Raw genomic sequence first — 25,935 nt, forward strand, 5'->3', positions numbered from 1 at the left:
TTTTATTGTATGTCAGTCACCTTCATCAACGCAAGGATATTTACCGGCGAGGAGATATTGGAAGATCATGCTGTGAGCACCCGCGAGGGTAAAATTACCAGCATCAGGCCGTATGCAGAAAGAGAGGCGACAGGAAATGAAATTGACCTGCAGGGTGCATTACTGGCACCAGCTTTCATTGACTTACAGATTTACGGTGGAAATGCACATGTATTTTCCCTGTACCCTTCCGTTACTTCCCTGGCCGCTACGGTAGCCTACAGTAAAGGAGGGGGAGCTGCCTGGATCATGCCTACAGTGGCTACTATTGGTCCTGAAGTAATGCTGGATGCCATGAAGGCGATAAGGGCATATTGGGAGCAGGGGGGACAAGGAGTACTGGGCTTACACCTGGAAGGCCCTTTTATGAATCCGGCCAAAAAGGGCGCGCACCTGGAACAATATATACATTCACCTACGCAGGAAGATATTAACTGGATACTGGAAAACGGAAGAGATGTGGTGAAGATCATGACGCTGGCGCCGGAATGCTGTGACCCGGAGCTGGTAAGACAATTAGCTGCTGCGGGCATTGTTATATTTGCCGGTCATAGTAACGCTACTTACGCCCAGGCCTATACGTCATTTGATAACGGCATTCACCATGCCACCCATCTTTTTAATGCCATGTCGCCGCTGGAAAGCCGTGCACCGGGAATTGTGGGGGCTATTTATGATCATCCGCTTGTATCCGCCAGCATAGTAGCTGATGGCGTACACGTAGACTTTGCATCTATCCGTATCAGCAAAAAAATAATGAAGGACCGCCTGTTTCTGATTACAGATGCAGTAGAGGAAAATAAGGATAAGGAAGCCGGCTACATCTATATCCGGGAAAAGGATCGTTATGTAAGTGCTGGCGGGGTATTGTCCGGATCCTGCTTAACTATGACCAAAGCGGTTCGTAATTGTGTGGAACAGGTAGGTATTCCGCTGGAGGAGGCATTGCGTATGGCTTCCCTGTATCCGGCGCGTGCAATAGGCCGTGAGCAGGCTTTAGGCCGCATTGCTGTGGGCTACGATGCGGCACTGGTGGCAATTGACTCAAACTGGGATACTACAGTATACTGTTAATAGCGCTATCTTCGCAGGATTAATAATACTGTATATCCACATGAGTGCACTAACTCGCTTCTTTAGAAAAGACCGGTATAAAAATCTGTTCCTGCTAACCTGGCTGGTGCTGGGCCTTTTACAGGCCTGCTTCTCCGAGTTATGGGATGATGAAGCCTATTATTGGGTGTATTCACGTCACCTCGACTGGGGTTACTTCGATCATCCGCCTATGATTGCCCTGCTGATCAAAATAGGATACGGTATTTTTCATAACGAACTGGGTGTGAGGTTGCTGATCGTATTTGTGAATACACTCACCCTGTGGATTACGGCGCGGCTCATTGCTTCCAAAGACAATAAACTGTTTTACCTGCTCATAGGTAGTATGGGCGCCATGCAAATAGGTGGAATTCTGGCAGTGCCGGACGTGCCGCTGATATTTTTTGCCGCCATTTATTTCTGGGTATACCGCAACTTCGTAAATGAACAAAACTGGAAGAATACCATCTTGCTGGGGCTTTCCATGGCATTGATGTTTTATAGTAAGTACCACGGTATATTGCTGGTCTTCTTCACATTATTATCCAATATCAACCTGCTGAAGGTATTTAAGTTTTATGTGGCGGTGATCATTACTACGCTGCTGTTCCTGCCACATATCTACTGGCAGTATACACATGGTTTCCCTTCTCTGCAATATCACCTGGTAGACCGCAATGCATCTTCCTATGATATCAGTTTTTCGCTGGATTACCTGGGTGGGCAGCTTTTGCTGTTCGGGCCTTTACTGGGCTGGCTGATATTATACTATGCTTTCCGTAGTCCTATTCAGAACTCATTTGAGCGGGCGCTTAAATTCTGTGTGATAGGAGTGTTGTCATTTTTCCTGCTTAGCACCTTCAAAGGCAGGGTAGAGGCCAACTGGACGGTGATGCTCTTTACGCCGGTGGTCATCCTGGCGCATCAGGCGATTGTAAGAAAAGGCTTATCGCAGAAATGGTTGCTCTATACGTTGCCGGTTACACTATTGCTGGTATTTGTGGTAAGGGTGTATATGGTCTGGGACTTTATGCCCGGAGTGGAAATAAGACCGGAAATACATCATAACCGCGAATGGACGTCAGCTGTAGCCGCGCGTGCACAGGGCAAACCGGTAGTATTTGTAAATAGTTATCAAAAGCCTTCGAAGTATATGTTTTATACCGGGCAGCTGTCCTATAGTCTTAACAGCCGGTATTCCCGCAGGAGTCAATATAATTTCTGGAATACTGAAACCGAGTTATGGGGTAAGCCGGTGATGGTGGTATTTGATCCTGGTACCGGCATTCCGATTACCGACAGCCTGAAAACCACACAAGGCACCTGGGACTATAATATCCAGAACGATTATTATTCTTACTCACTTATACAGTTAAAGCCGGCATTGAAAACCATTAAGGCAAAGCGTGGTGAACATGTGAATGTAATCCTGCAACCTACTAATGATTATCATCAGCCCATCCGGTTAGACAGAACCAACGAGCCGGTGCTGGGTTATGGGTTTATGATGAAAGATGAAGCCCTGCCTCCGGTAAAGTCTGCTATGACGCTGGAAAAGGCTGTGCTGCGCCGATTAATTAACCTGGAAGTGGTGATGCCGGATAAACCGGGTAAGTACCAGCTGAAATTTTCTGTTTTTGCAGGAGATATGCCGCCTACGCACAACAGTCCGGTGATACCCGTAGAGATAGTGAGATAGCGGTTAGCTTTTAGCCATTAGCTTTTAGCTTTTAGAAAAATGCAGCGGAGATCTTCGCTGCATTTTTCTAAAAGCTAAAAGCTAATGGCTAACCGCTACTGTTGAAATGCGTTCCATCCTTGTGCAACCAGTTTAAACTTGTTGCCTCCTTTGGTATGGATATGTGCTCCTTCTGTGATATCGGTCATGTAGCCAATTACGCTGATCTGTTCATTGAGTACAATTTTATCGTAGTCCTGTTGTTTCATGGTAAACAGCAGTTCATAGTCTTCTCCGCCACTCAGTGCGCAGGCAGTAGGATCGAGGCCGAACTTCATCGCTATTTCCTTGCTTTCCTGTGCAATAGGAATTTTATCTTCATACAGTACTACGCCAAGGTTGCTTTGTTTGGCGATGTGGAGTATTTCAGAGCTGAGGCCATCGCTTACATCCATCATGGCGGTAGGCAGAATATCTTCCTGTTGCAGGAATTCTATAATGTCTTTACGGGCTTCCGGCTTCAGTTGGCGGCCAATGATATAGGTTTGGTCTTCCAGGTCTGGTTTTACTGTGGGGCTTTCGAGGTAGATTTTTTTCTCTCTTTCCAGCAGGGTAAGGCCCAGGTATGCAGCACCGAGGTCGCCGGTAACGCAGAGCAGATCACCTTTTTCAGCGGTAGATCTTTTCACGAAAGTATCCGGGGTTACTTCGCCGATGGCGGTAACGCTGATCACGAAGCCTTTTTGTGAGTTGCTGGTATCGCCGCCCACCAGGTCTACGCCGTATTTCTCGCAGGCAGCGTATACGCCTTCGTAAAATTCGTTGAGCGCTTCCAGGGAGAAACGGTTGGAGAAAGCAATGCTCATTGTAATCTGGGTGGGAGTGGCGTTCATCGCATAGATGTCTGAGATGTTCACCACTACTGACTTATATCCCAGGTGTTTCAGCGGGGTATACATCAGGTCAAAGTGGATGCCTTCTACCAGCATATCTGTGCTGATGACGGTTTGTTTGCCAAAATGGTCAATAACAGCCGCATCATCGCCCACACCCAATACAGTGCTGGCATTTTGTATTTCTATGTTCCTGGTCAGATAGTCGATTAATCCGAATTCTCCCAGGTCCTGTATTTCTGTTCTTTCCTCTTCCATCTTTATTTACCGTTAACAAGGTCTTGTAATGCACTATGGATATGGYCGTTGGTGGCCAGTATTTCTTTCTGATAAGGGGAGTATGGGTTACCGGAGAAGTCGGTGACTTTGCCCCCTGCTTCTTCTACGATGAGGTAGCCGGCTGCGGAATCCCAAGCCTGGAGGGAATGTTCATAAAACCCATCGAACCGGCCGCAGGCTACCCAGCAAAGGTCTATAGCTGCAGATCCCAGGCGACGCACGGGGATTCCCTGTTTAATGATATGCTCCAGCACCTGTAATGGGTTATTGGGCATATCCTGCCATTGATAGGCAAATCCTGTTACGAGGCAGGAAGTAGCTACCTGGGCTTTGGTGGAAACATGAATGGGTTTATCATTCAGGGTGGCTCCTTTTCCTTTTTCTGCCACAAATAATTCGTTCATAAAAGGATTATATACTGCACCCAGTATCATTTCCCCGTCTTTTTCCACTCCTATGGATACGCAACAGATGGGGATACCATTTGCGTAGTTGACAGTACCGTCTATAGGATCTATGATCCATTTAAAAGGGGAGTCTGTCTTTATCTCACCTACTTCTTCACTCAGGATAAAATGATCTGGATAAGTTTCCCTGATAATGTTGATGATAGCCGTTTCCGATCTTTTATCCACCTCTGTTACCAGGTCGTTAACGGAACTTTTACTGCTCACCTCGAAAGGGCCATTGAAATATTGTTGCAGTATTTTTCCGCTGGCTTCAGTAGCTTTGAGTAAAGTTGTTTTTAACATGCCGCAAAGGTAATTACGAATTACGAATTATGAATTGCGAATTATAGCCTACATCTTTGGATATTTTGTATGTATAGAGGACTTATTGATAACTCATAACCTGTAATTCCGAATTATCAGTCAACTTATATTCAATATTCCACTTATTTTTGTAGTTCAATTAAAGAGAGGGAAAGTTAATGGCCATTATAGGTAATCTTATTTCCAGGTCACTACGCATCAGGAAGAAGTTCACGTTTAAATTAGGAACACCTCGCCAATACCAGCTGCAGGTACTGCATCGTTTGCTGGAGAAGGCCAAGGAGACGGAGTTTGGTAAACACTATCAATTTCAGGAAATTCTGGATAGTCCCAATTTCATAGGACAATACCGTGAAAAAGTCCCCGTGCATAACTATACAAAAATGCACAATGAATGGTGGTATCGCTGTCTGGAAGGTGAAGCTAATGTGAGCTGGCCGGAGAAAATCAAATATTTTGCATTGAGTTCAGGTACCTCGGAATCTGCCAGTAAGCATATACCCGTTACCAAAGCAATGCTTAAAACCGTGAAGAAAGTAGGTGTGAAGCAGCTGTACTCCATGGCTAACTTCAACATACCACCCCGTTCCTTTGAGAAAGGGATTCTGATGCTGGGTGGAACTACTTCATTATATGAGAAGGGTGACTACTATGAAGGTGATATGAGCGGCATTCAGGCCAAAAATATTCCCAAATGGTTTCGCCGCTTCTATAAGCCGGGGGGCAAAATTTCCCGTAAACCCAATTGGGAACAGCGTATTAAGCTGATCGTACGCAAGGCCCGTGAATGGGACGTAGGTACTGTTTGTGGGGTGCCTGCCTGGGTACAGATTGTACTGGAAGAAATCATCAAATATCATGGGGTGAAGAATATCCACGAAATCTGGCCTAACCTGGCGGTGTATATTCACGGAGGGGTATCCTTTGAACCTTACCGCGACAGCTTCCAGAAGCTGCTCGGAAAGCCTATAGCGTTCATCGAAACGTACATGGCCTCCGAAGGATCTTTTGGGTTCCAGGCCCGTCCGGGTACCAAGGGTATTAAACTGGTGCTGAATGCAGGGATCTTCTACGAGTTCATTCCTTTTAATGAAGAGAACTTTGATGCAGAAGGAGAGGTAAAGCCTAATCCTAAATCTTACATGATCAACGAGGTGGTGGAAGATGTGGAGTATGCGGTGATGTTGTCTACCTGCGCCGGCGCATGGCGTTACCTGATTGGTGACGTAGTGAAATTTACCTCTGTAAAAGAGCATGAAATAGTGATTGTTGGCCGTACCAAGCAGTTCCTCAGTCTTTGCGGGGAGCATATGAGTATCGACAACATGAACAAAGCCATCGATAATGTACAGAAGAAACTGGGTATCACAGTAAGAGAGTTCACAGTGGCCGGTTTCCCTTATCAGAACCTGTTCGCGCATCGTTGGTATGTGGGTACAGATACACCTGGTGTAGATGCAGAAAGCGTACGTGAAATCATTGATCAAACCCTCAGCGAGGTAAACGATGATTATGCCGTAGAACGTTCTGCTGCATTGAAGGAAGTATTTGTAGAAATATTGCCGAATGATGTGTTTATAGATTACCTCCGTTGCAAAGGCAAGGAAGGTGCCATGAACAAGTTTCCACGTGTAATGAAAGGTGAGAAACTGAAAGACTGGGAGAAATTTCTGGTCGGAAAAACCGTTAAGAATTAAGTAGCACCTGTGACACGGAAATTATAAGCATGATAGCAGCAATTGTAGCGGGATTAGGACTGGGATTGGTTCTATCATTATCGGTAGGCCCGGTTATATTCGCAATTATAAAATACAGTGTTAATAATGGCTTTAAAGCAGGCATTAGTTTCGCATTGGGCGTGTCTGTGAGCGATATCATGTTCGTACTGGTTGGTAATCTGTCTACCGCCTTTATCAGTGGCCTGGAAGGATACAACCATACTATCGGAATAGTAGGCGGTATATTACTCATCTGTATGGGTATTTACGGGTTACTTTTTAAGAAGGTGAAGATCAGCACCGGGGAAGAAAAACCGGAAATGTTCGGCACGCATGATTATCTCAAAATATGGCTGGCCGGGTTTTTAATGAACACCCTGAATCCGGGTGTGGTTATTTTCTGGTTGCCTGTGTGTATTGGTTACAGTGCCACCTCTATAAGCCACCGCGTGGTGATGTATGGGGTATGTCTGAGTATGGTTTTATCTGCAGATATTCTTAAAGTATTCGTTTCTGATAAGATCCGCCATAAGCTCACCCTTACCAATGTAGAATGGCTTAACCGTATTGCCGGGGTAAGTATGATTATTTTTGGGGTGGTGTTACTCTACAAAGTATTGTTTGATGTAGGGTCATTGGGACACTAAATAAATAATTGCCAAAGCATAAAAAAGCCTTCCGTGATAAACGGAAGGCTTTTACTTTATAGGAAGATGTTATTATCCGTTGATAGTCCAGGTTTCGTTACCAGCCAGTAACTTATCCAGATCGCCAGGACCTTTTTTCTCCAGGGCTTCGGTCAGCTGGAACTGCATGATATCTTCGTAAGTAGGACGGTTCGCCTGATAGAAAACACCAAAAGGACGTGGTAAATGACCTTCAATACGCACATCATCAAACATGCGGGTCAGTATCTGCGCTTTATAGAAATCGCTTTCATCATGTATCCACAGGTCACTTTCTGAGTATTCACCACCCAACTCCACTACAACCGGTTTTAATCCATCCAGGCGGATACCTTTATTTTTCGTTGCACCAAATACCAGTGGTTTACCCTGTTCTACGAAAACGGTTTCATCCAGTTTGCTGCTTTTTTCTGTAAACGCTTCAAAAGCGCCATCATTGAAGATGTTACAGTTCTGGTATATTTCCAGGAAAGAAGCGCCTTTATGTGCATGGCTGCGTTTCAGCATTTCCTGCAGGTGTTTGGGATCGCGGTCCATGCTGCGGGCAATAAAAGTGGCATCTGCACCCAGAGCAAGGGCCATTGGGTTAAACGGATGGTCAATACTACCCATTGGGGTAGATTTGGTCACTTTATTTTCTTCTGAAGTAGGAGAGTATTGTCCTTTTGTTAAACCATAGATCTGGTTGTTGAACAACATGATGTTCACATCAAAGTTACGGCGTAGCAGGTGGATGGTATGGTTACCACCAATAGACAGGCCATCACCATCACCGGTAACGATCCATACGCTCAGCTCGGGGCGGGTTGCCTTCAGACCGGACGCAATAGCGGTAGCACGACCATGAATCGAGTGCATACCATAGGTATTCATATAGTATGGGAAACGGGAAGAACAGCCGATACCGGAAACAATCACAATATTTTCGCGGGGAACCCCCAGGCCAGGCATAATTGTTTGTACCTGTTTAAGTATAGAGTAGTCGCCGCAGCCAGGGCACCAGCGTACTTCCTGGTCCGTTGCAAAGTCTTTTGCCGTAAGGGCTGCCTGCGGAGCTATAGTTGCTGTTGACATTAGTATGAGTTAAATATAATTTTATAGAGTCTGTAAAGTTACGATAGATACCTGTAAATTAAGATCATTGGGCCTGTAATTCTTCCCAATATTCTGCCGCCCTGCGTGTATGCGGAATCACAATCGTTCCACCCACGATATTGGCCACTGCAAAGATTTCATACATCTCGTCCGTAGTTACTCCCTGCTCAAATGCTTTACCCAGGTGATATTTGATACAGTCGTCACAGCGCAATACCATAGAGGCCACCAGCCCGAGCATCTCCTTGGTTTTGGTACTCAGCGCGCCTTCTGCATAAGTATTCGTGTCCAGGTTAAAAAGACGGTTGATGACTTTATTCTGTTTTCCCAGTATTACTTCATTCATTTTACCACGGTAGTCGTTAAACTCCTGAATCGCATTAGCCATATAACTGCTGTTTATGTTGTTACGTTAATCGTTTCACACAATAAAGCTATGAAAGGATTTACAAATATAGACTAATCTACTGGCTAAGTAGACTATTTGACCTATAACCTGTATTTATGGATCATAACCAAAAGTTATTACGTTTATTAATGCCAATAAAATAGTCTATTGGTATTATAGACTATTTGTATATTGAGTAGATAAACCCTCTTTAACAACAAGATCTGCATCACTTATGACTACAACCAACTTTGTTCGTTTGCTGGCGCTCCTGTTATGCGCCGGCGGGACTACTCAGGCGCAGGATAAGAAACTATTTGGATATACCGACAGCGCCGCCATAAAGCAATTACAACTGGAAAAACAATTCGACAAACAGCTGAGCAGCAGCCATATAGGCCAAACTATTCAGTCACTATCTTCCAAACCACATCATATTAGCTCCGCAGGAGGCAAAGCCGTAGCAGAAGATATTCTGCAGCGCTTCAAAAGCTATGGCTGGGATGCTGAAATCGTGACCTACCAGGTACTGTTCCCCACGCCTAAAGAAAGAGTGCTGGAACTGAAAGGCCCTACTACCTACAAAGCCCTCCTGAAAGAACCAGCCCTGAAAGAAGATGCAACCTCCGGCCAGGAAGGACAACTGCCTACCTACAACGCCTGGAGCGCAGACGGAGATGTAGAGGGAGAGCTGGTATACGTTAACTACGGCCTTCCGGAAGATTATGAATACCTGGACCGTGCCGGTATCAGCGTAAAAGGCAAAATAGTGATCGCCAAATACGGCCGCTCCTGGCGGGGAAGCAAGCCCAAGGTAGCACAGGAACACGGAGCTGCCGGCTGCATCATCTACTCTGATCCCAAAGATGATGGCTACTATAACGGAGACGTATATCCCAAAGGAGCTTTCAAAAATGAATATGGTGTACAACGTGGTTCTGTGATGGATATCGTGATATACCCCGGTGACCCGCTGACTCCCAATGTAGGTGCTACTGCTGATGCCCAGCGGTTGGACCGCCTGCAGGCACCTAACCTGTTGAAGATACCCGTATTGCCCATCAGCTATCACGATGCCACTCCTTTGCTGAAAGCATTGGAAGGCCCTGTAGCACCGGAAGAATGGAGGGGTGCTTTACCACTTACTTATCATATTGGTGGTGGAAAAGCCAGGGTACACCTGAAACTGGCCTTCGACTGGCAGATACGTCCCTGCAATAACGTAATTGCGAAGCTGAAAGGCAGTGAGCAACCCGACCAATGGGTGATACGTGGTAACCACCACGATGCCTGGGTAAACGGTGCCGCCGATCCCATCAGCGGTTTAGCTGCCCTGCTGGAAGAAGCCAAAGCCATAGGCGAACTGCATAAACAAGGCTATCAGCCGCGCCGCACACTGGTGTATTGCGCCTGGGATGGCGAAGAACCCGGCCTGCTCGGCTCTACAGAATGGGTAGAAGACCACGCAGCTGAACTGAAAGAAAAAGCGGTTGTGTACATCAACTCTGATGGTAATGGTCGCGGTTTTCTGAATGCCAGCGGCTCACATGCACTGGAAACCCTGGTGAATGAGGTGGCCCGCGATATTACTGACCCTCAAACACAGGTGAGCATTCTCGCCCGCAAACAGGCGGCAGATGTGCTCAAAGCCACGACGCCGAAAGCAAAGAAAGAAAAACTTGCTAAACAAGGTATTGCTATCGGCGCCATGGGCTCCGGTTCCGACTATTCTTCTTTCCTGCAGCACCTGGGGGTGCCTTCTCTTGATTTGGGTTTTGGGGGAGAAGACGCAGGCGGAGAATATCACTCCATCTACGATTCTTACGACGACTACTCCCGCTTCAAAGATCCCAGCTTCAGTTATGGTGTGGTACTTTCTCAAACCGCCGGACATACTGTACTACGTTTAGCCGATGCCGTTAATCTGCCATTCGACTTCCGCAAACTCTATGAAACCGTAAATGGATATGTAAGCGAATTAACCGAACTGGCGGGCAATCTGAGGGAATCTACTGCTATAGATAATCAGCTGATCCGCGAGCGTAAATATCAGCTCGCCACAGATACGGCAAAGCATTTATTGCCACCCGCACAGAAGTCTGAAGTGCCTTACCTGGATTTCTCTCCCCTGCAGAATGCTTTGATTGGTTTAGATACAACTACCGCGGCATTGGCAGCTAAAAAGAACCTCACAGGTGCCGCTTACAATAAAGTCCTGTATCAGGCAGAACAGCAGCTGCTCAGTGAAAAAGGACTCCCTGCCCGTGCATGGTACAAGCATACATTATACGCTCCTGGATTTTATACCGGCTACGGTGTGAAAACAATTCCTGGTGTGAGAGAAGCTATTGAACAACGCCGGTGGACGGAAGCGCAGGAGCAGATCAGCGTTGCAGCGGAGGCAATCAAAAGGTTGTCTGTCTATTTAAATGCCCTAACCCACGCGTCTTAGGCTTACCCAGGATGATGTTGATGATTACCGCGAGTTTTTGTCTTTGTTCATGATTATACTGATTCAGATGATTTTCCTGAATTTTTTCAGGATTAAAGAAGATTAGCGAAGATGAATGTGGATATCCGCATTCATCTTCGCTAATCTTTTTTAATCTTATAAAATCCCAAAAAAGCATCGGGAAAATCATCTGAATCAGTATAATCATGAACGAAGACAATATCTGCTGCTATCTCCCTACAGCAGCCTGTTTCAGGTAGTCCTTCACACCTTCCATGATCTTCTCTGCCATCTGTTGCTGAAACGCAGGTTGCAGCACCTTTTCTTCATCTCCGGGATTGCTGAGAAACAGGGTTTCTATCAGCGCATCCGGAAATTCAGTAGGGTTATTCAGAATAAAATTAAAGTCAGGATTGTTCCCGAAATCACGCAAACCTGTTTGCAGTAAACGCTCATGGATAGCGGCATTCAGCGGTTCGCAGAAAGGTTGTTTATAGTAAGTGGCCGTACCATTTACATCTACCGGATTCACGGATGAATTCAGGTGAATGCTGAGTAGCAAATCGGGGTTGGCGCTGCGAAAGAATGATAACCGGTCTTCGTTGGCTACAAATTTTTCTGTGTAGCGCGACATGATCACGGTACCGCCTTCTCTTTCCAGCATGGCTTTCAGTTGCAGCGACAGTGCCAGGGTAAGGTTTTTTTCCACTGCGCCGGTAAGGCCGGTAGCACCGGGATTGCTACCTCCATGGCCCGGGTCAATGCCGATAACGATATTTTTCAGCGATAGTTTTTCAGGTACACGTTTAACCTTTACCGTTATACGGTTATTGTCGTAGTATACCTGGTAGCCCCAGGGCGCATGTTGCAGCGAAATTACCAGGCGGCAAACATCCGGGGAGGGCTGTCCCCAGGCGATGGAAGTAATTTCTCTGGTGTTTTGCAGCAGGGTATTGAGTCCTTTTTCTGCATAGGCACCATGTATATCCAGTATTATTTTTTTAGAAGAAACGAGTTGGGTGGAAGTATAAGGCAATTTGTCTGACAAGGCCACAGAAACGTAATCGTATCTGTCATCGCCCCATATTTTAGCATCGTCTGCAATGCTGATGGGGAGCTGCTCCTGTGGGATTTCCGTGTCTACCAAAGGCTCCGGTATAAAGGCGGTTGTTTTGGAAGATAGTTTTACTTTATAGTAGTCGCCTTGCTTACCAACAATGTGCAGTAGCACATCCTTATCAAGATACCCAATCTTATCAGGACCAAGGCGATCGCCATGCGGGCTGGAAGTAAGATAGGTCATGTTGTCGATGGTACGGCCGGTCAGTGGTATTTCATTGCGCATAACACTGTAGCGGTATGGGCTGCCAAGTATAGCCGTTTCTCCACTGCGCTTACGCAACCGTACTAATATTTTGCCATTCAACAGTGAGTCGGATGGTTGTATAATGTAGTTGCCACTGTAATAGCCGGGTACTCCACCTGTTTGGGAGGTGGGCATTTCGCGGAGGGGGGCGTTATTAAACCAGCTGGCTTCTTCACCCGGATAGCCCTTCATTTTTATCCGCAATGTGTCGCCTTCTGATAACTGAAGGTTCCCGGAGGGTGATATCTCTATAAAATCTATACGGAAAACACTGGTAGCACCTGCTGCCGGCGGCTGGTTGTAATAATAGGTGATGTTTTTCGTGTATGTTTCACCGTTAGGTGTTTCGCTGGTAACGACAAAATTGCTTCTGCCGGTGGGCAGTTCATATTTAGCAGCGAAAGTACCGGTAGCGTATACGTGTACGGTATCATTATTAATGCGGACAGTACAGCCAATACAGGTGCGACCGGCAATAAACTGTTTGGAGGTGCTTACATTATTTTGATCCCTTGAAGGCTGGCTGAGACGCAGAGATGCCTGGCTGCTGGCTATAAAGGGGATACAAAGTACAACAACAATCTGAGGAAAAAACTTCGCTGATAGCATAATAACCTGTCATCAATATCTTGAAAGAGTGTAAAGATAAGCAGGTGAGGGGAATAGGAAAAAAAGCTTTTAGCCATTAGCTGTTAGCTTTTAGTAAATGCAGCGAAGATGATGTAATGTTGATCTTCGCTGCATTTACTAAAAGCTAATGGTTAACAGCTAAAAGCTGTATTTATTATCTGCAATGAGTTTGTCCGCAATTCTTCTGCGGGCGTCTTTTGCATTAAAGGAAGCTGCTTTGGTGAAGCGTTTGAGGCCTAATAGCATCATGCGTTGTTCATCTCCTTCTGCGAAGCCATTGATCGCATCTTTACCTGATTTATTGATACGGTCTGCTGCATCATAAATAAAGGTGCGTACAATATCGGCCTGTAGTTCAGCGGCGCTTTCGCCTTTGCTGTTGGTGAGTTTGATTAAACGCAGGAGGGCACTTTCCGCCACAAATGTTTCAATGGCCATGTCAGCGATATCCATGAGGATTTCCTGTTCATTTTCCAGTTTTGCCATCAGCTTTTGAGCGGCAGCGCCGGCAGCCATGAGTATCGCTTTCTTGAAATTTAGGATCATTTTTCTTTCCTGGCTGAAAGGAGTTTCGTCATCGTTGCCGAAGTCTGGAATGCTTACCAGTTCCTTCATCACATTCATAGCCGGTGTCATCAGGTCCAGCTTACCTTTCAGTGCACGTTTCAGTGTCATGTCGATGGTAAGGAGACGGTTGATTTCATTGGTACCTTCAAAGATGCGGTTGATGCGGGAATCACGGTAAGCTTTTGAGATGATGTATTCATCACTGAAGCCGTTACCACCGTGAATCTGTACGCCTTCATCCACTACATAGTCCAGTACTTCAGAACCATTTACTTTCAGGATGGCGCATTCTACTGCATATTCTTCTGCAGCACCTAATAACGCTTCGTTGAAGGGTTTACCAGCTGCAAGCAATTCTCTTTCTTTATCATCTATGAGTTGAGCCGTGCGGAACAATGCTGATTCTGACGTCCAGGTACGGATCGCCATTTCCGCCAGTTTATGTTTGATAGCGCCGAAGTTGGCGATTGGTTGTTTAAACTGTGTACGGGTATTAGCGTATTGTACGGAGGTATTGATGCACTTCTTGGCGGCGCCCAGTGCGGCAGCGCAAAGTTTCAACCGGCCTATGTTCAGGATATTGAAGGCTATCAGGTGACCTTTGCCAATCACTCCCAGTACATTTTCTGCAGGTATTTTTGCATCCTGGAAATAGATCTGACGGGTAGAGGAACCTTTGATACCCATTTTATGTTCTTCCGCGCCCAGTGTAAATCCGGGTGTGCCCTTGTCTACAATAAATGCGGTGAATTTGTCGCCATCTATTTTTGCAAAGACAGTAAATACATCTGCAAAACCGGAATTGGTAATCCAGCTTTTCTGACCATTTAAAATGTAGTATTTACCGTCTTCCGTCAGTTTTGCAGTGGTTTTGGCTCCCAGTGCATCAGAGCCGGAATCCGGTTCTGTAAGGGCATAGGCTCCTTTCATTTCACCACTGGCAAGTTTCGGAATGTATTTTTGTTTTTGTTCTTCTGTACCAAAGTAAAGGATCGGCAGGGAACCGATACCGGTATGCGCTGCCATGGCAACAGAGAAGGAGTGACCTGCACCCAGTCCTTCGTTGATGATTGTAGCGGTCACAAAATCTTTACCTAATCCGCCGTATTCTTCCGGAAAAGAAGCACCTAACAGACCCTGTTCACCTGCTTTTTCCAAAAGCGATTGCATCAAACCCTCTTCCTGTTTGTCTATTCTTTCTACAATAGGTGTTACCTCCTTACTGATGAACTGATCTGCCATGTCTTTGATCATCAGCTGTTCTTCCGAAAAGTCTTCGGGAGTAAACACTTCCTCAGGAGCACTTTCCTTGACCAGGAATTCTGCGCCTTTCAGCGCAGTCTTATTTTCAACTGTTGCGTCCATGTTACTGAATTTTTGGTAGTTCTGTAATTTACTGAAAAAAGCAGAAAGGGGAATCTGTCTGTACCAGGATTATACTGATTATGCTGATTTCCCGGATTCCTTTATTTTTAACTGAATGTAAACCAATTAGATTACTCATCTTTGCAGCTTGTAATTTTTAACAAAAAATAAATCAGCATCATCAGTAATCCTGGTTCAGACAATTTCCGCGGCTAACTTCCCGCTTTGCGCATTATTCACTATCATTGTCCCCCTTTTATGCCTGATTTTTATCTGTCATATTTGAAAAGCCGGTTTCACGGCACCTGCGAAGGTGCGGGCAGTGAACTATTGATTTGTTTGCATGGCTTTGGTGAAAGTGCTGCTCATTTTCGCCCGCTTACCGCCACTTTAGGAGATACCTTTACCATGGTGGCCCTGGACATGCCATTACACGGAAGTACCGAATGGGCCGAAGACCGGGTATTTGAAAAAGAAGACCTGGTTGCCCTGGTGCAGATGATATTGCAACAACAGGGAAAGGAAAGATTTTCACTGTTAGGTTACAGTATGGGCGGACGGCTATCATTATGCCTGGTAGAAAAGTTGGCGGATCGCATCGATCACCTGATCCTGGCAGCAGCAGATGGGCTGAGAAATAACCCCTGGCATATGTTTGTGACACAAACCTCCGTCGGCAACAAATTATTTAAATACAACACCTATCACCCGCAGTTGTTTTTTACCCTGTTGCATACCTGGCGCAAATTAGGACTGCTGAATCAAAGCATCTATAAATTTGCACTGCACCGGATGAATGAGGTGGAGAAGCGGGAGCTGGTGTATAATGTATGGACAAATCTGCGACATATGATGCCGGATAAAAAGCGTTGTAAACAATTATTATCACGTTATAACGTTTTAACCCTCCTGATCTTCGGGAAATATGATCGTGTAATTCCACCTGTATTAGGTACCCGCTTTGCGGATGATTCATTTCCCTCTAAAATTCTGGTACTGGAAAAAGGGCATCAGCTGATATCGGAGCAGCTGGGGCTCATTATCAAAGAAAATCTTTAACCTGGATGCATTTTTTTGTAATAATAGTAATTGGATTGGCTTTAGGCTATGGTATACTGATGCTTTGGTATAGCCTGGGCTGGAAGCGATTGAAGAAGTTTTCCCCGGTGGCACATCCTGTCGGGCATACAAAGGTAACTGTGATTATCCCCGCCAGAAATGAAGCCGATAACCTGCCCGCCTTGCTGGAAGCATTACACCGGCAAACGTATCATGCCACCTTCCTGGAAGTAATTATTATTGATGATTTTTCAACAGACGATACGGCCGCAGTTATCCGTAATTACCCGGCAGAAAATATTCACCTGCTGGAATTAAGTCAGCACCTGGATGAACAGGAGCGGCTTAATTCCTATAAGAAAAAAGCCATTGAAATAGCCATATCACAGGCCACCGGTGATCTTATAGTTACAACAGATGCAGATTGTGTAATGGGGCCGCGCTGGATTGAAACCATGGTGCAATACTATGAGCAACATCAACCTAAATTTATAGCCGCTCCGGTAAGCTTCTACAAAGAACATAACTTCTTTAAAAGATTACAGTCGCTGGACTTCATGACCATGCAGGGCATTACCGGCGCCGCGGCCGCACTGGCGTCAGGTACTATGTGCAACGGTGCTAACCTGGCTTATGAAAAGCAGGCGTTTCACGATGTAGGAGGATTCAGCGGGATCGACAATATCGCTTCCGGTGATGACATGCTGCTGATGTACAAAATTTATAGCGCTTATCCGGAAGGAGTGATGTACCTGAAATGTGAAGATGCCATCGTACGTACCCTGGCAGTAGACACCCTGAAAGACTTCATGAATCAGCGTATCCGCTGGTCATCCAAAGCAGATAAGTATGAAGATAAAAGACTGACCTGGGTATTATTGCTCGTATATCTTTTCAATGCGGGAATGCTGGCCATGGCGGTGATCGCACTCTTTCTGCCGGTGTGGTGGCCCTGGTTCCTGATCATCCTATTATTTAAAGTAACGCTGGAGCTGTATTTCCTGCTGCCCGTAGCCAGGTTTTTCAATAAAACAGAACTGCTGTTATGGTTTATTCCCGGGCAGATATTTCATATTCCTTATATTGTAATTGCAGGCTGGCTGGGAAAGTTCGGTAGTTATCAGTGGAAGGGCCGCCAGGTAAACTAAATACGTCTCCTTTGTCAAATATGCAATCTTCCTGGAAACGATTACGCCGTAATAAGGGTGCGGTGGCTGGTTTGCTGGTCATTACCCTTTCTGTATTTATCAGCGTAACGGCTTATTTCATTGCACCCGATCATACACCGGATGCCAACAGGATGGTGTTGGAAATAGAGGGGCAACATCCCGGATTCCAGATAACCATGCTGGCCATGCGAAAGGAACAGCCGGTAAAGGCTACTGCTGTTTTTCCCCGTTTGCTGTTCGGCGCGGAATCTGACATGACCTGGATCCCAATACGATCATGGCAGTTCAGAGATAGCGTACTGGTCATTCAGCGGTATGTGGATGAATCTACCAGCCGGGAAGAAATTTATCCGCTCACCACTATCTGGTATGGGAAGCCTCCGGCGTCTCCGCTTTCACCCCGTGATTTACAGGCTAACATCGGGAAAGAACGTATTTTTTCCCGCACCTATTGGCTGGGTACCGATAAATTTGGCCGGGATATTTTAAGTCGTTTGATAGTAGGTACCCGTGTAAGTCTTGGTGTAGGCTGCATCGCCGTTGTCATATCCCTCAGTATTGGTGTGATACTGGGTGCGGTAGCGGGTTATTTCAAAGGACGAACCGATGACGTGGTTATGTGGCTGGTGAATGTGGTATGGTCCATGCCTACGCTGTTGCTGGTGTTTGCGCTCACACTGGCGTTGGGCAAAGGTTTCTGGCAGGTATTTATTGCCGTTGGGCTCACCATGTGGGTAGGGGTTGCCCGTATTATCCGTGGGCAGGTGCTGGCGATCCGGGAACTGGAGTTTGTAGAAGCTGCCCGTGCATTGGGTTACAGCCATATAAGGATCATTGCAAAACATATTTTACCTAATATTATGGGGCCGGTAATGGTAGTTGCCGCCGGTAATTTTGCTACCGCCATCGTAGTAGAGGCGGGGCTTAGCTTCCTGGGGGTAGGGGTACAACCGCCGCAGCCATCCTGGGGATTGATGATTAAGGAGAATTATAACTTTATTATCACCCACAATCCTTTGCTGGCGCTGGCGCCTGGCATCGCTATTATGCTGTTGGTGCTGGCATTCAATTTATTGGGAAATGGATTGCGTGATGCCCTGGATGTGCGAAGTAAAATTTGATTTGCATATAAAAAAAAGCTAATTTCATACTCCTATATACACTTGAGATGATATTATTGAAAACCTACTTCCCAGCATTTTTAGCCATTGCACTGATAACTTTTTCTTCCTGTAAGAAGAAGAAAGGAAGCGATCCCGCGCCTGGTACACAGGAGGAAACACTGGCATTTGAACTGCCGGATATGAAGGTTGGTCAGTACAATCAGGTCCTGGACAGTACTTATGGTTTAAAGGTAAACATCACTTCAAAAATACCGGATAAGGGCGTAAAGGTGACGTTGAATGTGGCCACAGAAACGGGTAATATTGCGTTGGGACAGGACGCTATTGCCGATATAAAGACGACACCTTTTACTATTACACTGAAGCATCTGAAACCGTTAAAAACATACGCGGTAACAATTACGCTGGCCTCCCTGGGTAATACCGCGAATGTTACGTCTCCCAAGGTGTTTTATGTTACCAATAAGTCTGCGGAATAAGCGATAATCTCAAAATCAGTCTCTCCCGAATCTAAAATTGTGTAGGTTTGCAAGCTCGCAGACAAAGGAATCGTTTATGCAAATTGCTGTTAATGCCGCTTGTTTACGACAGGACATGCCTGCCGATACCGGGAGAGTGGCAACTGAAATAATACTGGCGATGTGCCGGCAGCAGCCAGGCCATCAGTTCACTTTATTTTTTGATGGGGAGATACCAACCGGACTAAGCTTCCCGGCAAATGTGACCAAAGTAATATTGCCTCTGAAAGGTAATAAAGCCTGGCATCTTTACTGGTGGCTGGAATGGCAGCTGGTACGGGCTATGAAGCCTTTCCGCCCGGACATGTTCCTGGGGCTGGATGGTGCATTACCCCTTCGTAGTAAACTCCCTGCCGGCCTGCTGGTAAGGGATCTGTCCTTTTTAAGAGATGCAGGTTTACAACCGGGCGTACAACAGCGGGCGTTGAAGAAGAATACCGCGAAATACCTGGAACGTGCCAGGAGAATAGCGGTGTTATCTGATACCAGCAGGGACGAAATACTTCGCTATGCTCCGGCTGTGAAAGATAAGCTGACAAGACTGGATACCGGTTTAAGCACGCTTTACAAGCCATTGGAATGGGAGCAGCGGGAATCCGTGAAAAAAGCGTTTACTGGTGGAGCGGAATATTTCCTGGTAACGGGGAGTTTGCATCCACGAAATAATATTATCCCGGTGCTGAAAGCTTTTTCGGCATTGAAGAAGCGGCAGCGCAGTAATATCAAGTTGGTGCTGGCAGGCACTATTACCGCTGCAGGAGCCGACATTGCTGTTGCCTTGCAAAGCTATAAGTTCCGGCAGGACGTTGTTAACGTGGAGGCGGCAGACGAAGATACCCTGGCGAGGCTAACGGGGGCTGCTTATGCGCTCGTGTATCCATCCAGGTTCGAAGGCCTGGCATTGCCCATTTATGCGGCGCACCGTTGCGAAGTGCCGGTAATTGCATTGGATAGTGCGGCAGCCCGGGAAGCAGGCGGAGATACCGTGTTGTATGCTGATCCGGCCAGCCTGGATGACTTATCCGAAAAGATGAGTCTTTTATATAAAGATGAGCAGTTGCGTACACGATTGCTGGCCAAATTGCCTCCCATTAAACCTTTCAGTAGCTGGGAGCAGGCAGCGGCGCAATTATGGACACATTTAACAGCATAAAAGAGACGATATTTTATGTCCGCCTGGCCTTGTTAATGCCGGCCAATTTCCGGCTTCCGGAAAACCGGCGTCTGAAAATCAGCAAATGATGGCTATTTTTGCGCTTTAATTGAAAATCATGAGTACGAAATCTACTATAAAGATCCAGGTTGGGCTGGACGATCAGAAGGTGCCCGAGTCAATAGAGTGGAGCGCTACAGATAATAAAGATGAAAAAATGATCAAAGCCAAGGGCATGATCGTATCTTTCTGGGATCCGGCTGAAAAGGTGGCCCTCCGCATTGACCTGTGGACAAAAGATATGATGGTGGATGAAATGGCGGATTTCTTTTTTCAGACTATGATGACCATGGCCGATACCTATGGAAGAGCCACTCCTTATAAAGATCAGGCCGATGAAATGCGTGCTTTTGCGAAGGATTTCTTCAAGAAATTCCAGGATAAGCAGGCAGCAGAAGGACAATAATCCATTAAACCTTACCATATGTCATTAGAATTAAATATCAACGCAGAAATCAAAACTGCGATGCTGGGTAAAAAGGAAGCTGACCTGCGTGCACTTCGTGCTATCAAGGCGGCTATACTGGTTGCTAAAACGGCCGAAGGAGCAAGTGGAGATCTGACAGAAGCTGATGAGTCAAAGATTTTGCAGAAGCTGGCCAAGCAAAGAAAAGATTCTCTGGAAATTTTCCGTGCACAGAACCGTGAAGACCTGGCAGTAAAAGAAGAAGAAGAGCTGGTTATTATTGAACGTTTCCTGCCTAAGCAAATGAGCGAGGCTGAATTACGTACAGCCATTACCGATATTATTGCCTCCACCGGCGCCAGCTCACCCGCTGATATGGGTAAAGTAATGGGCGCTGCTACCAAACAACTGGCCGGCAAAGCTGATGGAAAGGCTATTTCCGCGCTGGTAAAAGAACTGCTTAGTAAGTAATTTGAAAGGAGCCGGGCATTTTTTGACTGGATAATGGGTGCTGGCCGGAAGGCTAATTACTGGTTCCTGTCAAAAAATGGCTCGTCCTTATAGCTCTATCATGCCTATAGACATTATTTTTGCTATTATCATGGTCTTTGCCCTTTACAGAGGGTATACCCGTGGATTGATAGTAGCCTTGTTTTCGCTGGTAGCAGTCGTACTGGGACTGGCCGCCGCCCTGAAATTATCAGCGGTTACCGCTTTATATGTACAGCAGCACTGGGATATGCATTCCCGTTGGGTGCCTGTTCTTTGCTTCATCTGCCTTTTCCTGGGAGTGATCCTGCTGGTAAGGCTGGGTGCCGGAATGTTACAGAAGCTGGTAGAAATGGTGATGCTGGGTTGGCTGAATAAACTGGGCGGAATACTGTTGTATAGCGTTATATTTATAATAATTTATAGTGTAATGCTATGGATGGCCAACCAGGTATACTGGCTTAGCCCTGAAACAAAGCTACAATCTGTTGTATATCCATATATTGAGAATATTGGCCCGTGGGTGTTGGATCATATTGGACAGGTGATCCCGGTTTTTAAGAATATGTTTGCCCAATTGCAGTCATTTTTCGAGACGGCGGCGCATCATATCCAACCTGGATAACTCGTTTCAAAGATTATTTAGATTAATAAAAAGAATTATTTTAGCGTAAAATTGACTTTCAAGATTTGGCAATGGATTACGAAATCAAAACACAGGGTAAGTTTAATTTTATAGAAGAAGGAGAAGGAGAACCACTGGTATTATTGCATGGACTTTTTGGTGCTTTGAGCAATTTCTCGCACATGATCGAATATTTCAGGCAATATAATAAGGTGGTGATCCCGATGTTACCCCTGTACGATTTAAACATCCTGGAAACATCGGTAGGGGGATTGGCCAAATATGTGCACAAGTTTATTGAAACCAGGGGCTACAAAAATGTAAACCTGCTGGGCAATTCACTGGGAGGTCATGTGGCATTGGTTTACCTGCTGAAACACCCTGAAGCATCTATTAAATCACTGACCCTGACCGGCAGTTCCGGCTTGTTCGAAAATGGAATGGGCGAAACCTATCCTAAACGCGGAGACTATGAGTACATCCGCAAAAAAGCAGAACTTACTTTTTACGATCCGAAAATTGCTACCAAAGAACTGGTAGATGAAATGTTCGAAATTGTAAACAACCGCCTGAAAGTGATTAAAATTATCACCCTGGCAAAATCCGCCATCCGCCACAATCTCGGCGATGAGTTGCAGGACATCAAACAACCAACCTTACTGATCTGGGGTATGAACGACACCGTAACACCCCCTATGGTAGGAGAAGAATTTAAAAAGCTGATACCTAATTCTGAATTGCAGTTTATTGATAAATGCGGACACGCCCCTATGATGGAAGTACCCGATGAATTCAACAAGATCCTGCATGCTTTCCTGGAGAAACTGAAACATCATCCTGCCAGTTAAACCGGTATTTTCCCGGTTGCTTTCTGACTGTACCAAAAGGTGCAGTGGTTTCGCGTACATGTAATTTCTTTTTCTGTTGGCATATTCTTTCCTATTATTGTGTAAGAATACGCTACACATGATTGCCAGAGAACTCATATCTTCAGTACCTGTTCTGCATCCTTCGGATACAGGAGCAAAGGCGCTGCGTCTGATGAACGAATATCATCTGACGCAACTACCGATGGTAGTAGATAGCAAATACCTGGCCCTGGTGGAGGAAGACGAGATCATGGATCTCGAAGACCCTGATGTACCCCTGGAATCTATGGAGTACGGAAGCACCCGCCCGGCTGTCATGGAATATGCTCATCTCTTTGAAGCGCTTAAACTTTTTTACGATTTTAAACTGTCTGCCCTTCCGGTAGTTACCAAAGAAAATGAATACCTCGGTATCATTACCAAAGATAACCTCCTGGCAGCTTTAGCGAGATATAACGGGGTGAAGGAACCCGGTGGTATCATCTCATTTGAAGTAGATCCGCGCGACTACGCACTCAGCGAAATTGCCCGTATCGCAGAGTCAAATGATGTAACCCTGCTGAGCGTAAATACAATTACCAACCCGGTTACCGGTAAGCTGGAAGTGATATTGAAAACAAACAGACAGGAATTACAGGGATTGGTAGCCACCTTCGAAAGGTTTAACTACGTGATTAAATACATTTTCGCAGAAGAACCTGAAGAAGAACTCCTCAAAAAGAATTACGACCTGTTGATGAATTATATCAGCATGTAGTTTTTCCGGACCCGGATTACATTGATTTTATTTTGTTGGATTTATAATGATTAGCGAAGATAAATGTGGATATACCCACATCTGTCTTCGCTGATTTTTTTATCAGCAGCAAGATAAATCCGCATACAGCTTTTCATTATATTTGGACATTGTCAACATGTTTTAAAATTTTACAGGACCTACATGCTGAGATGCTGTTACTACCTGCTGGCCATGATCTGCCTGTTGGGAATAGTGTTACCGGAAATTGCTGAAGGACAGTCTGTTGCTGCAAAGGATAGCAGCTACCTGGTGGTACGTAATATCATCGTAACGGGTAACAAACAAACCCGCACCTCGATTATTTTACGTGAGATCAGTACTGTACCAGGAGATACGATCTATTACCGCGACCTGGCCAATACCCTCGAAGAGCGGCGTAAACAGCTGCTCAATACCTCCCTCTTTCTGAATGTTACCGCCAATATAAAAAACTGGAATGGAGATAATGCCGATCTCGTATTTGAAGTATGGGAACGTTGGTACACCTTTGCTTATCCTATCTTTAAACTGGCAGACCGCAACTTTAACCAGTGGTGGGTAGAAAAAAAACATAGTCTCAGCCGCGTTAATATCGGCGTAAGCGGTAACCAGGAAAATCTGACCGGCCGTAATGACGCGCTGAATGCGGCTTTACAGTTCGGCTACACCCAACGCTTTGCCCTTCAATATAATCTGCCCTATATCGATAAGCATTTTCGTCATGGGATAGGCATCATCGCTTCCTATAAGCGTAACCGTGAGGTGAACGACAGTACCAGCAATAATAAACAACAGTTTTTCCGGAAAGATGAGTTCCTGCGCCAGGTATATATGGTAGGACTTAACTATAGCTATCGCCCGGCAATTAATACCCGGCACCAGGTTTTTTTGAACTATAACTACGAAAAAGTAGCGGATTCTGTCGCCATTCTTAATCCCAACTACCTGGGGCATGGCCGTACCCGTATACGTTTCCTCGATATCACCTATCGCCTGACCTACATTAAAGCCGATAGCTGGGTATATCCCCTGAAAGGGTTTAACCTGGTGGCAGAAGTGGGTAAAAAAGGACTGGGCCCCTGGGACGATATTAATGATGTTCATTTCCGGCTCAACATGGCAAAATACTGGGAACTGCGCCCCAAAACCTTTGCGGCGCTTGGCATTCGCAGCCAGGCAAAGTTCTCGAACGAACAGCCGTATATTAACCAGCAGGCGTTGGGTTACGGAGATGATTACCTGCGCGGGCTGGAATATTATGTGATAGATGGTACGAGCTTCGCAGTGCTTAAATCCACCCTCCGCCAGGAATTATTGTCTTTTAAACTAAAGCTCCCCATCGTTCCTAAAAAATTTAACACTGTTCCTGTGCGCATCTTTGCAAAAGTATTCGGGGACGCGGGTTATGCCTATAGTAAGTACCCGGGCAACGGTTTCCTGAATAACCGGATGTTATACACTGCAGGTGTAGGAGTAGACATTGTTTCGTTCTACGATACCTGCCTCCGGATAGAGTATAGCTTTAACCAGTTAGGGCAAAAAGGACTATTTTTACACACGAGCGTGGATATGTGACTGTGGAGCTGTTAGCTTTTTGCCATTAGCTTTTAGAAAAGCGGCACTAGCAGCTGGCAGCTAACAGCAAAAAGCTTAAAAAAATTATGCAGGTAGCACTATATAGCAGGGGATTTATTACAGAAGATATTGCAAACATCCGCTTATTGCTGGAAGAATTGCAGCGGGCAGAAATAGAGGCCATCATTTATGAACCTTTTTACCGTACCCTCCAGCAGCATATTCCCTTCGAAAGCGTTCCTTTACTTTTTAGTTCTGCAGAAGATTTGCCGGGTAAAATTGACTTTCTGATGAGTCTTGGTGGCGATGGTACGCTGCTGGACACGGTTTGTTATGTGCGGGATACCAATATCCCTGTGATCGGGATTAATTTTGGGCGCCTGGGCTTCCTGGCCAGTATTGGTAAAGAAGAAATTCATGCACTGGTAAAGGCGTTACTGAACCGTACCTATGTGGTAGATCAGCGGTCGTTGTTGCACCTGGACGCTAATGTGCCCCTGTTCGGAGACGTGCCTTATGCCCTGAATGAGTTTACCATTCACAAAAAGGATACTTCCGCCATGGTGAAGATTCATACTTACCTGAACGGAGAATTCCTGAATACTTATTGGGCAGATGGACTGATAGTGGCTACGCCTACAGGTTCAACCGGATATTCACTGAGTTGTGGCGGCCCAATTGTATTTCCGGATGCCGGCAATTTTGTAATTACCCCGGTGGCGCCACATAATCTGAATGTAAGGCCCATCATCGTTCCAAATAATAATATCATTTCTTTTGAAGTAGAAGGACGCAGTGATCAGTTTCTGTGTACTATGGATAGTCGCATGGAAACAATTGATAATACTGTGCAGCTGGCTATTAAAAAGGAAGAATTCAAGCTGAGCTTGCTAAGGCTGGATGACAGCAATTTTCTGCACACGTTGCGCAATAAATTATTATGGGGTATTGACGCACGGAATACGATTAAAATATAGAAATGTAAAATATATTGTTACATTTACAAATATATTGCCCGCTGATTGTAATATAAATTATGCCCGGGAATGAGGCGTTCGTTTAAACAGTAAGCATAATCATCAGCCA

23 protein-coding genes are annotated in these 25,935 nt (G+C 45.6%); 17 read left to right on the forward strand and 6 right to left on the reverse strand.

Annotation, left to right across the window (positions count from 1 at the left end; all coding sequences use genetic code 11):
* Positions 1-9: 9 nt before the first annotated feature.
* On the forward strand, positions 10-1,113 hold the full coding sequence (gene nagA / locus AB4Z08_RS31475) for an N-acetylglucosamine-6-phosphate deacetylase (protein ID WP_441577756.1): 1,104 nt from the start codon (positions 10-12) through the stop codon (positions 1,111-1,113).
* 40 nt (positions 1,114-1,153) lie between these two features.
* A complete protein-coding gene (locus AB4Z08_RS31480; protein WP_441577757.1) occupies positions 1,154-2,833 on the forward strand; it encodes an ArnT family glycosyltransferase in 1,680 nt (559 codons plus the stop codon).
* Between the two features lie 95 nt (positions 2,834-2,928).
* On the opposite strand, the gene thiL is transcribed toward AB4Z08_RS31480, so the two are convergent.
* Entirely contained in the window at positions 2,929-3,963 is a 1,035-nt protein-coding gene (thiL, locus tag AB4Z08_RS31485; RefSeq protein ID WP_441577758.1) for a thiamine-phosphate kinase, read from the reverse strand.
* Positions 3,964-3,965: 2 nt separating this feature from the next.
* A complete protein-coding gene (locus AB4Z08_RS31490; RefSeq protein ID WP_441577759.1) occupies positions 3,966-4,736 on the reverse strand; it encodes an inositol monophosphatase family protein in 771 nt (256 codons plus the stop codon).
* A 179-nt stretch (positions 4,737-4,915) separates the two neighbouring features.
* On the opposite strand from AB4Z08_RS31490, the gene AB4Z08_RS31495 reads away from it, so the two are divergent.
* Together AB4Z08_RS31495 and AB4Z08_RS31500 are read left to right on the forward strand one after the other, a co-directional pair.
* A complete protein-coding gene (locus tag AB4Z08_RS31495; protein ID WP_441577760.1) occupies positions 4,916-6,454 on the forward strand; it encodes a GH3 family domain-containing protein in 1,539 nt (512 codons plus the stop codon).
* Positions 6,455-6,483: 29 nt separating this feature from the next.
* Positions 6,484-7,122 (forward strand): LysE family translocator, encoded by a 639-nt coding sequence (locus tag AB4Z08_RS31500; RefSeq protein ID WP_441577761.1) that lies wholly within the window; start codon positions 6,484-6,486, stop codon positions 7,120-7,122.
* A 72-nt stretch (positions 7,123-7,194) separates the two neighbouring features.
* Here AB4Z08_RS31500 and AB4Z08_RS31505 read toward each other — a convergent pair whose 3' ends face one another.
* Together AB4Z08_RS31505 and AB4Z08_RS31510 are read right to left on the reverse strand one after the other, a co-directional pair.
* Positions 7,195-8,235 carry a 2-oxoacid:ferredoxin oxidoreductase subunit beta gene (locus AB4Z08_RS31505; RefSeq protein ID WP_441577762.1) on the reverse strand — a complete coding sequence of 347 codons (1,041 nt, stop codon included), beginning with the start codon at positions 8,233-8,235 and terminating at the stop codon, positions 7,195-7,197.
* 64 nt (positions 8,236-8,299) lie between these two features.
* Positions 8,300-8,644, reverse strand: a complete 345-nt coding sequence (locus AB4Z08_RS31510; protein ID WP_133807561.1) for a carboxymuconolactone decarboxylase family protein — start codon at positions 8,642-8,644, stop codon at positions 8,300-8,302.
* 235 nt (positions 8,645-8,879) lie between these two features.
* On the opposite strand from AB4Z08_RS31510, the gene AB4Z08_RS31515 reads away from it, so the two are divergent.
* Entirely contained in the window at positions 8,880-11,096 is a 2,217-nt protein-coding gene (locus AB4Z08_RS31515) for a transferrin receptor-like dimerization domain-containing protein (protein ID WP_441577763.1), read from the forward strand.
* A 229-nt stretch (positions 11,097-11,325) separates the two neighbouring features.
* Here the strand turns inward: AB4Z08_RS31515 and AB4Z08_RS31520 are convergent, their stop codons facing one another.
* The gene (locus AB4Z08_RS31520; protein WP_441577764.1) at positions 11,326-13,071 is read right to left on the reverse strand and encodes an N-acetylmuramoyl-L-alanine amidase; all 1,746 of its coding nucleotides are present in this window, start codon (positions 13,069-13,071) and stop codon (positions 11,326-11,328) included.
* A 159-nt stretch (positions 13,072-13,230) separates the two neighbouring features.
* Positions 13,231-15,024, reverse strand: a complete 1,794-nt coding sequence (locus tag AB4Z08_RS31525; protein ID WP_441577765.1) for an acyl-CoA dehydrogenase family protein — start codon at positions 15,022-15,024, stop codon at positions 13,231-13,233.
* Positions 15,025-15,306: 282 nt separating this feature from the next.
* Between AB4Z08_RS31525 and AB4Z08_RS31530 the strand changes: the two genes are divergently transcribed.
* From AB4Z08_RS31530 to AB4Z08_RS31585, 12 genes are all read left to right on the forward strand, one after another.
* On the forward strand, positions 15,307-16,083 hold the full coding sequence (locus AB4Z08_RS31530) for an alpha/beta hydrolase (protein ID WP_441577766.1): 777 nt from the start codon (positions 15,307-15,309) through the stop codon (positions 16,081-16,083).
* Positions 16,084-16,088: 5 nt separating this feature from the next.
* Positions 16,089-17,231: a glycosyltransferase gene (locus AB4Z08_RS31535; RefSeq protein ID WP_441577767.1), complete on the forward strand. Its 1,143-nt coding sequence runs from the start codon at positions 16,089-16,091 to the stop codon at positions 17,229-17,231.
* Between the two features lie 20 nt (positions 17,232-17,251).
* The gene (locus AB4Z08_RS31540; protein WP_441577804.1) at positions 17,252-18,373 is read left to right on the forward strand and encodes an ABC transporter permease; all 1,122 of its coding nucleotides are present in this window, start codon (positions 17,252-17,254) and stop codon (positions 18,371-18,373) included.
* Positions 18,374-18,420: 47 nt separating this feature from the next.
* Positions 18,421-18,855, forward strand: coding sequence for a hypothetical protein (locus tag AB4Z08_RS31545; RefSeq protein ID WP_441577768.1), 435 nt, complete (start codon positions 18,421-18,423; stop codon positions 18,853-18,855).
* 76 nt (positions 18,856-18,931) lie between these two features.
* The gene (locus AB4Z08_RS31550) at positions 18,932-20,047 is read left to right on the forward strand and encodes a glycosyltransferase (protein WP_441577769.1); all 1,116 of its coding nucleotides are present in this window, start codon (positions 18,932-18,934) and stop codon (positions 20,045-20,047) included.
* Between the two features lie 118 nt (positions 20,048-20,165).
* Positions 20,166-20,513: a gliding motility protein GldC gene (gene gldC, locus AB4Z08_RS31555; protein WP_441577770.1), complete on the forward strand. Its 348-nt coding sequence runs from the start codon at positions 20,166-20,168 to the stop codon at positions 20,511-20,513.
* Positions 20,514-20,531: 18 nt separating this feature from the next.
* Complete coding sequence (locus AB4Z08_RS31560; RefSeq protein WP_441577771.1) at positions 20,532-20,984, forward strand: GatB/YqeY domain-containing protein; 453 nt, start codon at positions 20,532-20,534, stop codon at positions 20,982-20,984.
* Between the two features lie 100 nt (positions 20,985-21,084).
* Positions 21,085-21,627 carry a CvpA family protein gene (locus AB4Z08_RS31565; protein ID WP_441577772.1) on the forward strand — a complete coding sequence of 181 codons (543 nt, stop codon included), beginning with the start codon at positions 21,085-21,087 and terminating at the stop codon, positions 21,625-21,627.
* A gap of 71 nt (positions 21,628-21,698) precedes the next feature.
* Positions 21,699-22,475 carry an alpha/beta fold hydrolase gene (locus tag AB4Z08_RS31570; RefSeq protein ID WP_441577773.1) on the forward strand — a complete coding sequence of 259 codons (777 nt, stop codon included), beginning with the start codon at positions 21,699-21,701 and terminating at the stop codon, positions 22,473-22,475.
* A gap of 118 nt (positions 22,476-22,593) precedes the next feature.
* Entirely contained in the window at positions 22,594-23,253 is a 660-nt protein-coding gene (locus AB4Z08_RS31575; RefSeq protein ID WP_331959711.1) for a CBS domain-containing protein, read from the forward strand.
* Positions 23,254-23,436: 183 nt separating this feature from the next.
* Complete coding sequence (locus tag AB4Z08_RS31580) at positions 23,437-24,849, forward strand: POTRA domain-containing protein (protein ID WP_441577774.1); 1,413 nt, start codon at positions 23,437-23,439, stop codon at positions 24,847-24,849.
* A gap of 86 nt (positions 24,850-24,935) precedes the next feature.
* On the forward strand, positions 24,936-25,826 hold the full coding sequence (locus tag AB4Z08_RS31585) for an NAD kinase (protein ID WP_441577775.1): 891 nt from the start codon (positions 24,936-24,938) through the stop codon (positions 25,824-25,826).
* Positions 25,827-25,935 lie beyond the last annotated feature (109 nt).

The sequence above is a fragment of the Chitinophaga sp. RAB17 genome (assembly GCF_052114225.1).
In the GTDB taxonomy this organism is placed as follows: domain Bacteria; phylum Bacteroidota; class Bacteroidia; order Chitinophagales; family Chitinophagaceae; genus Chitinophaga.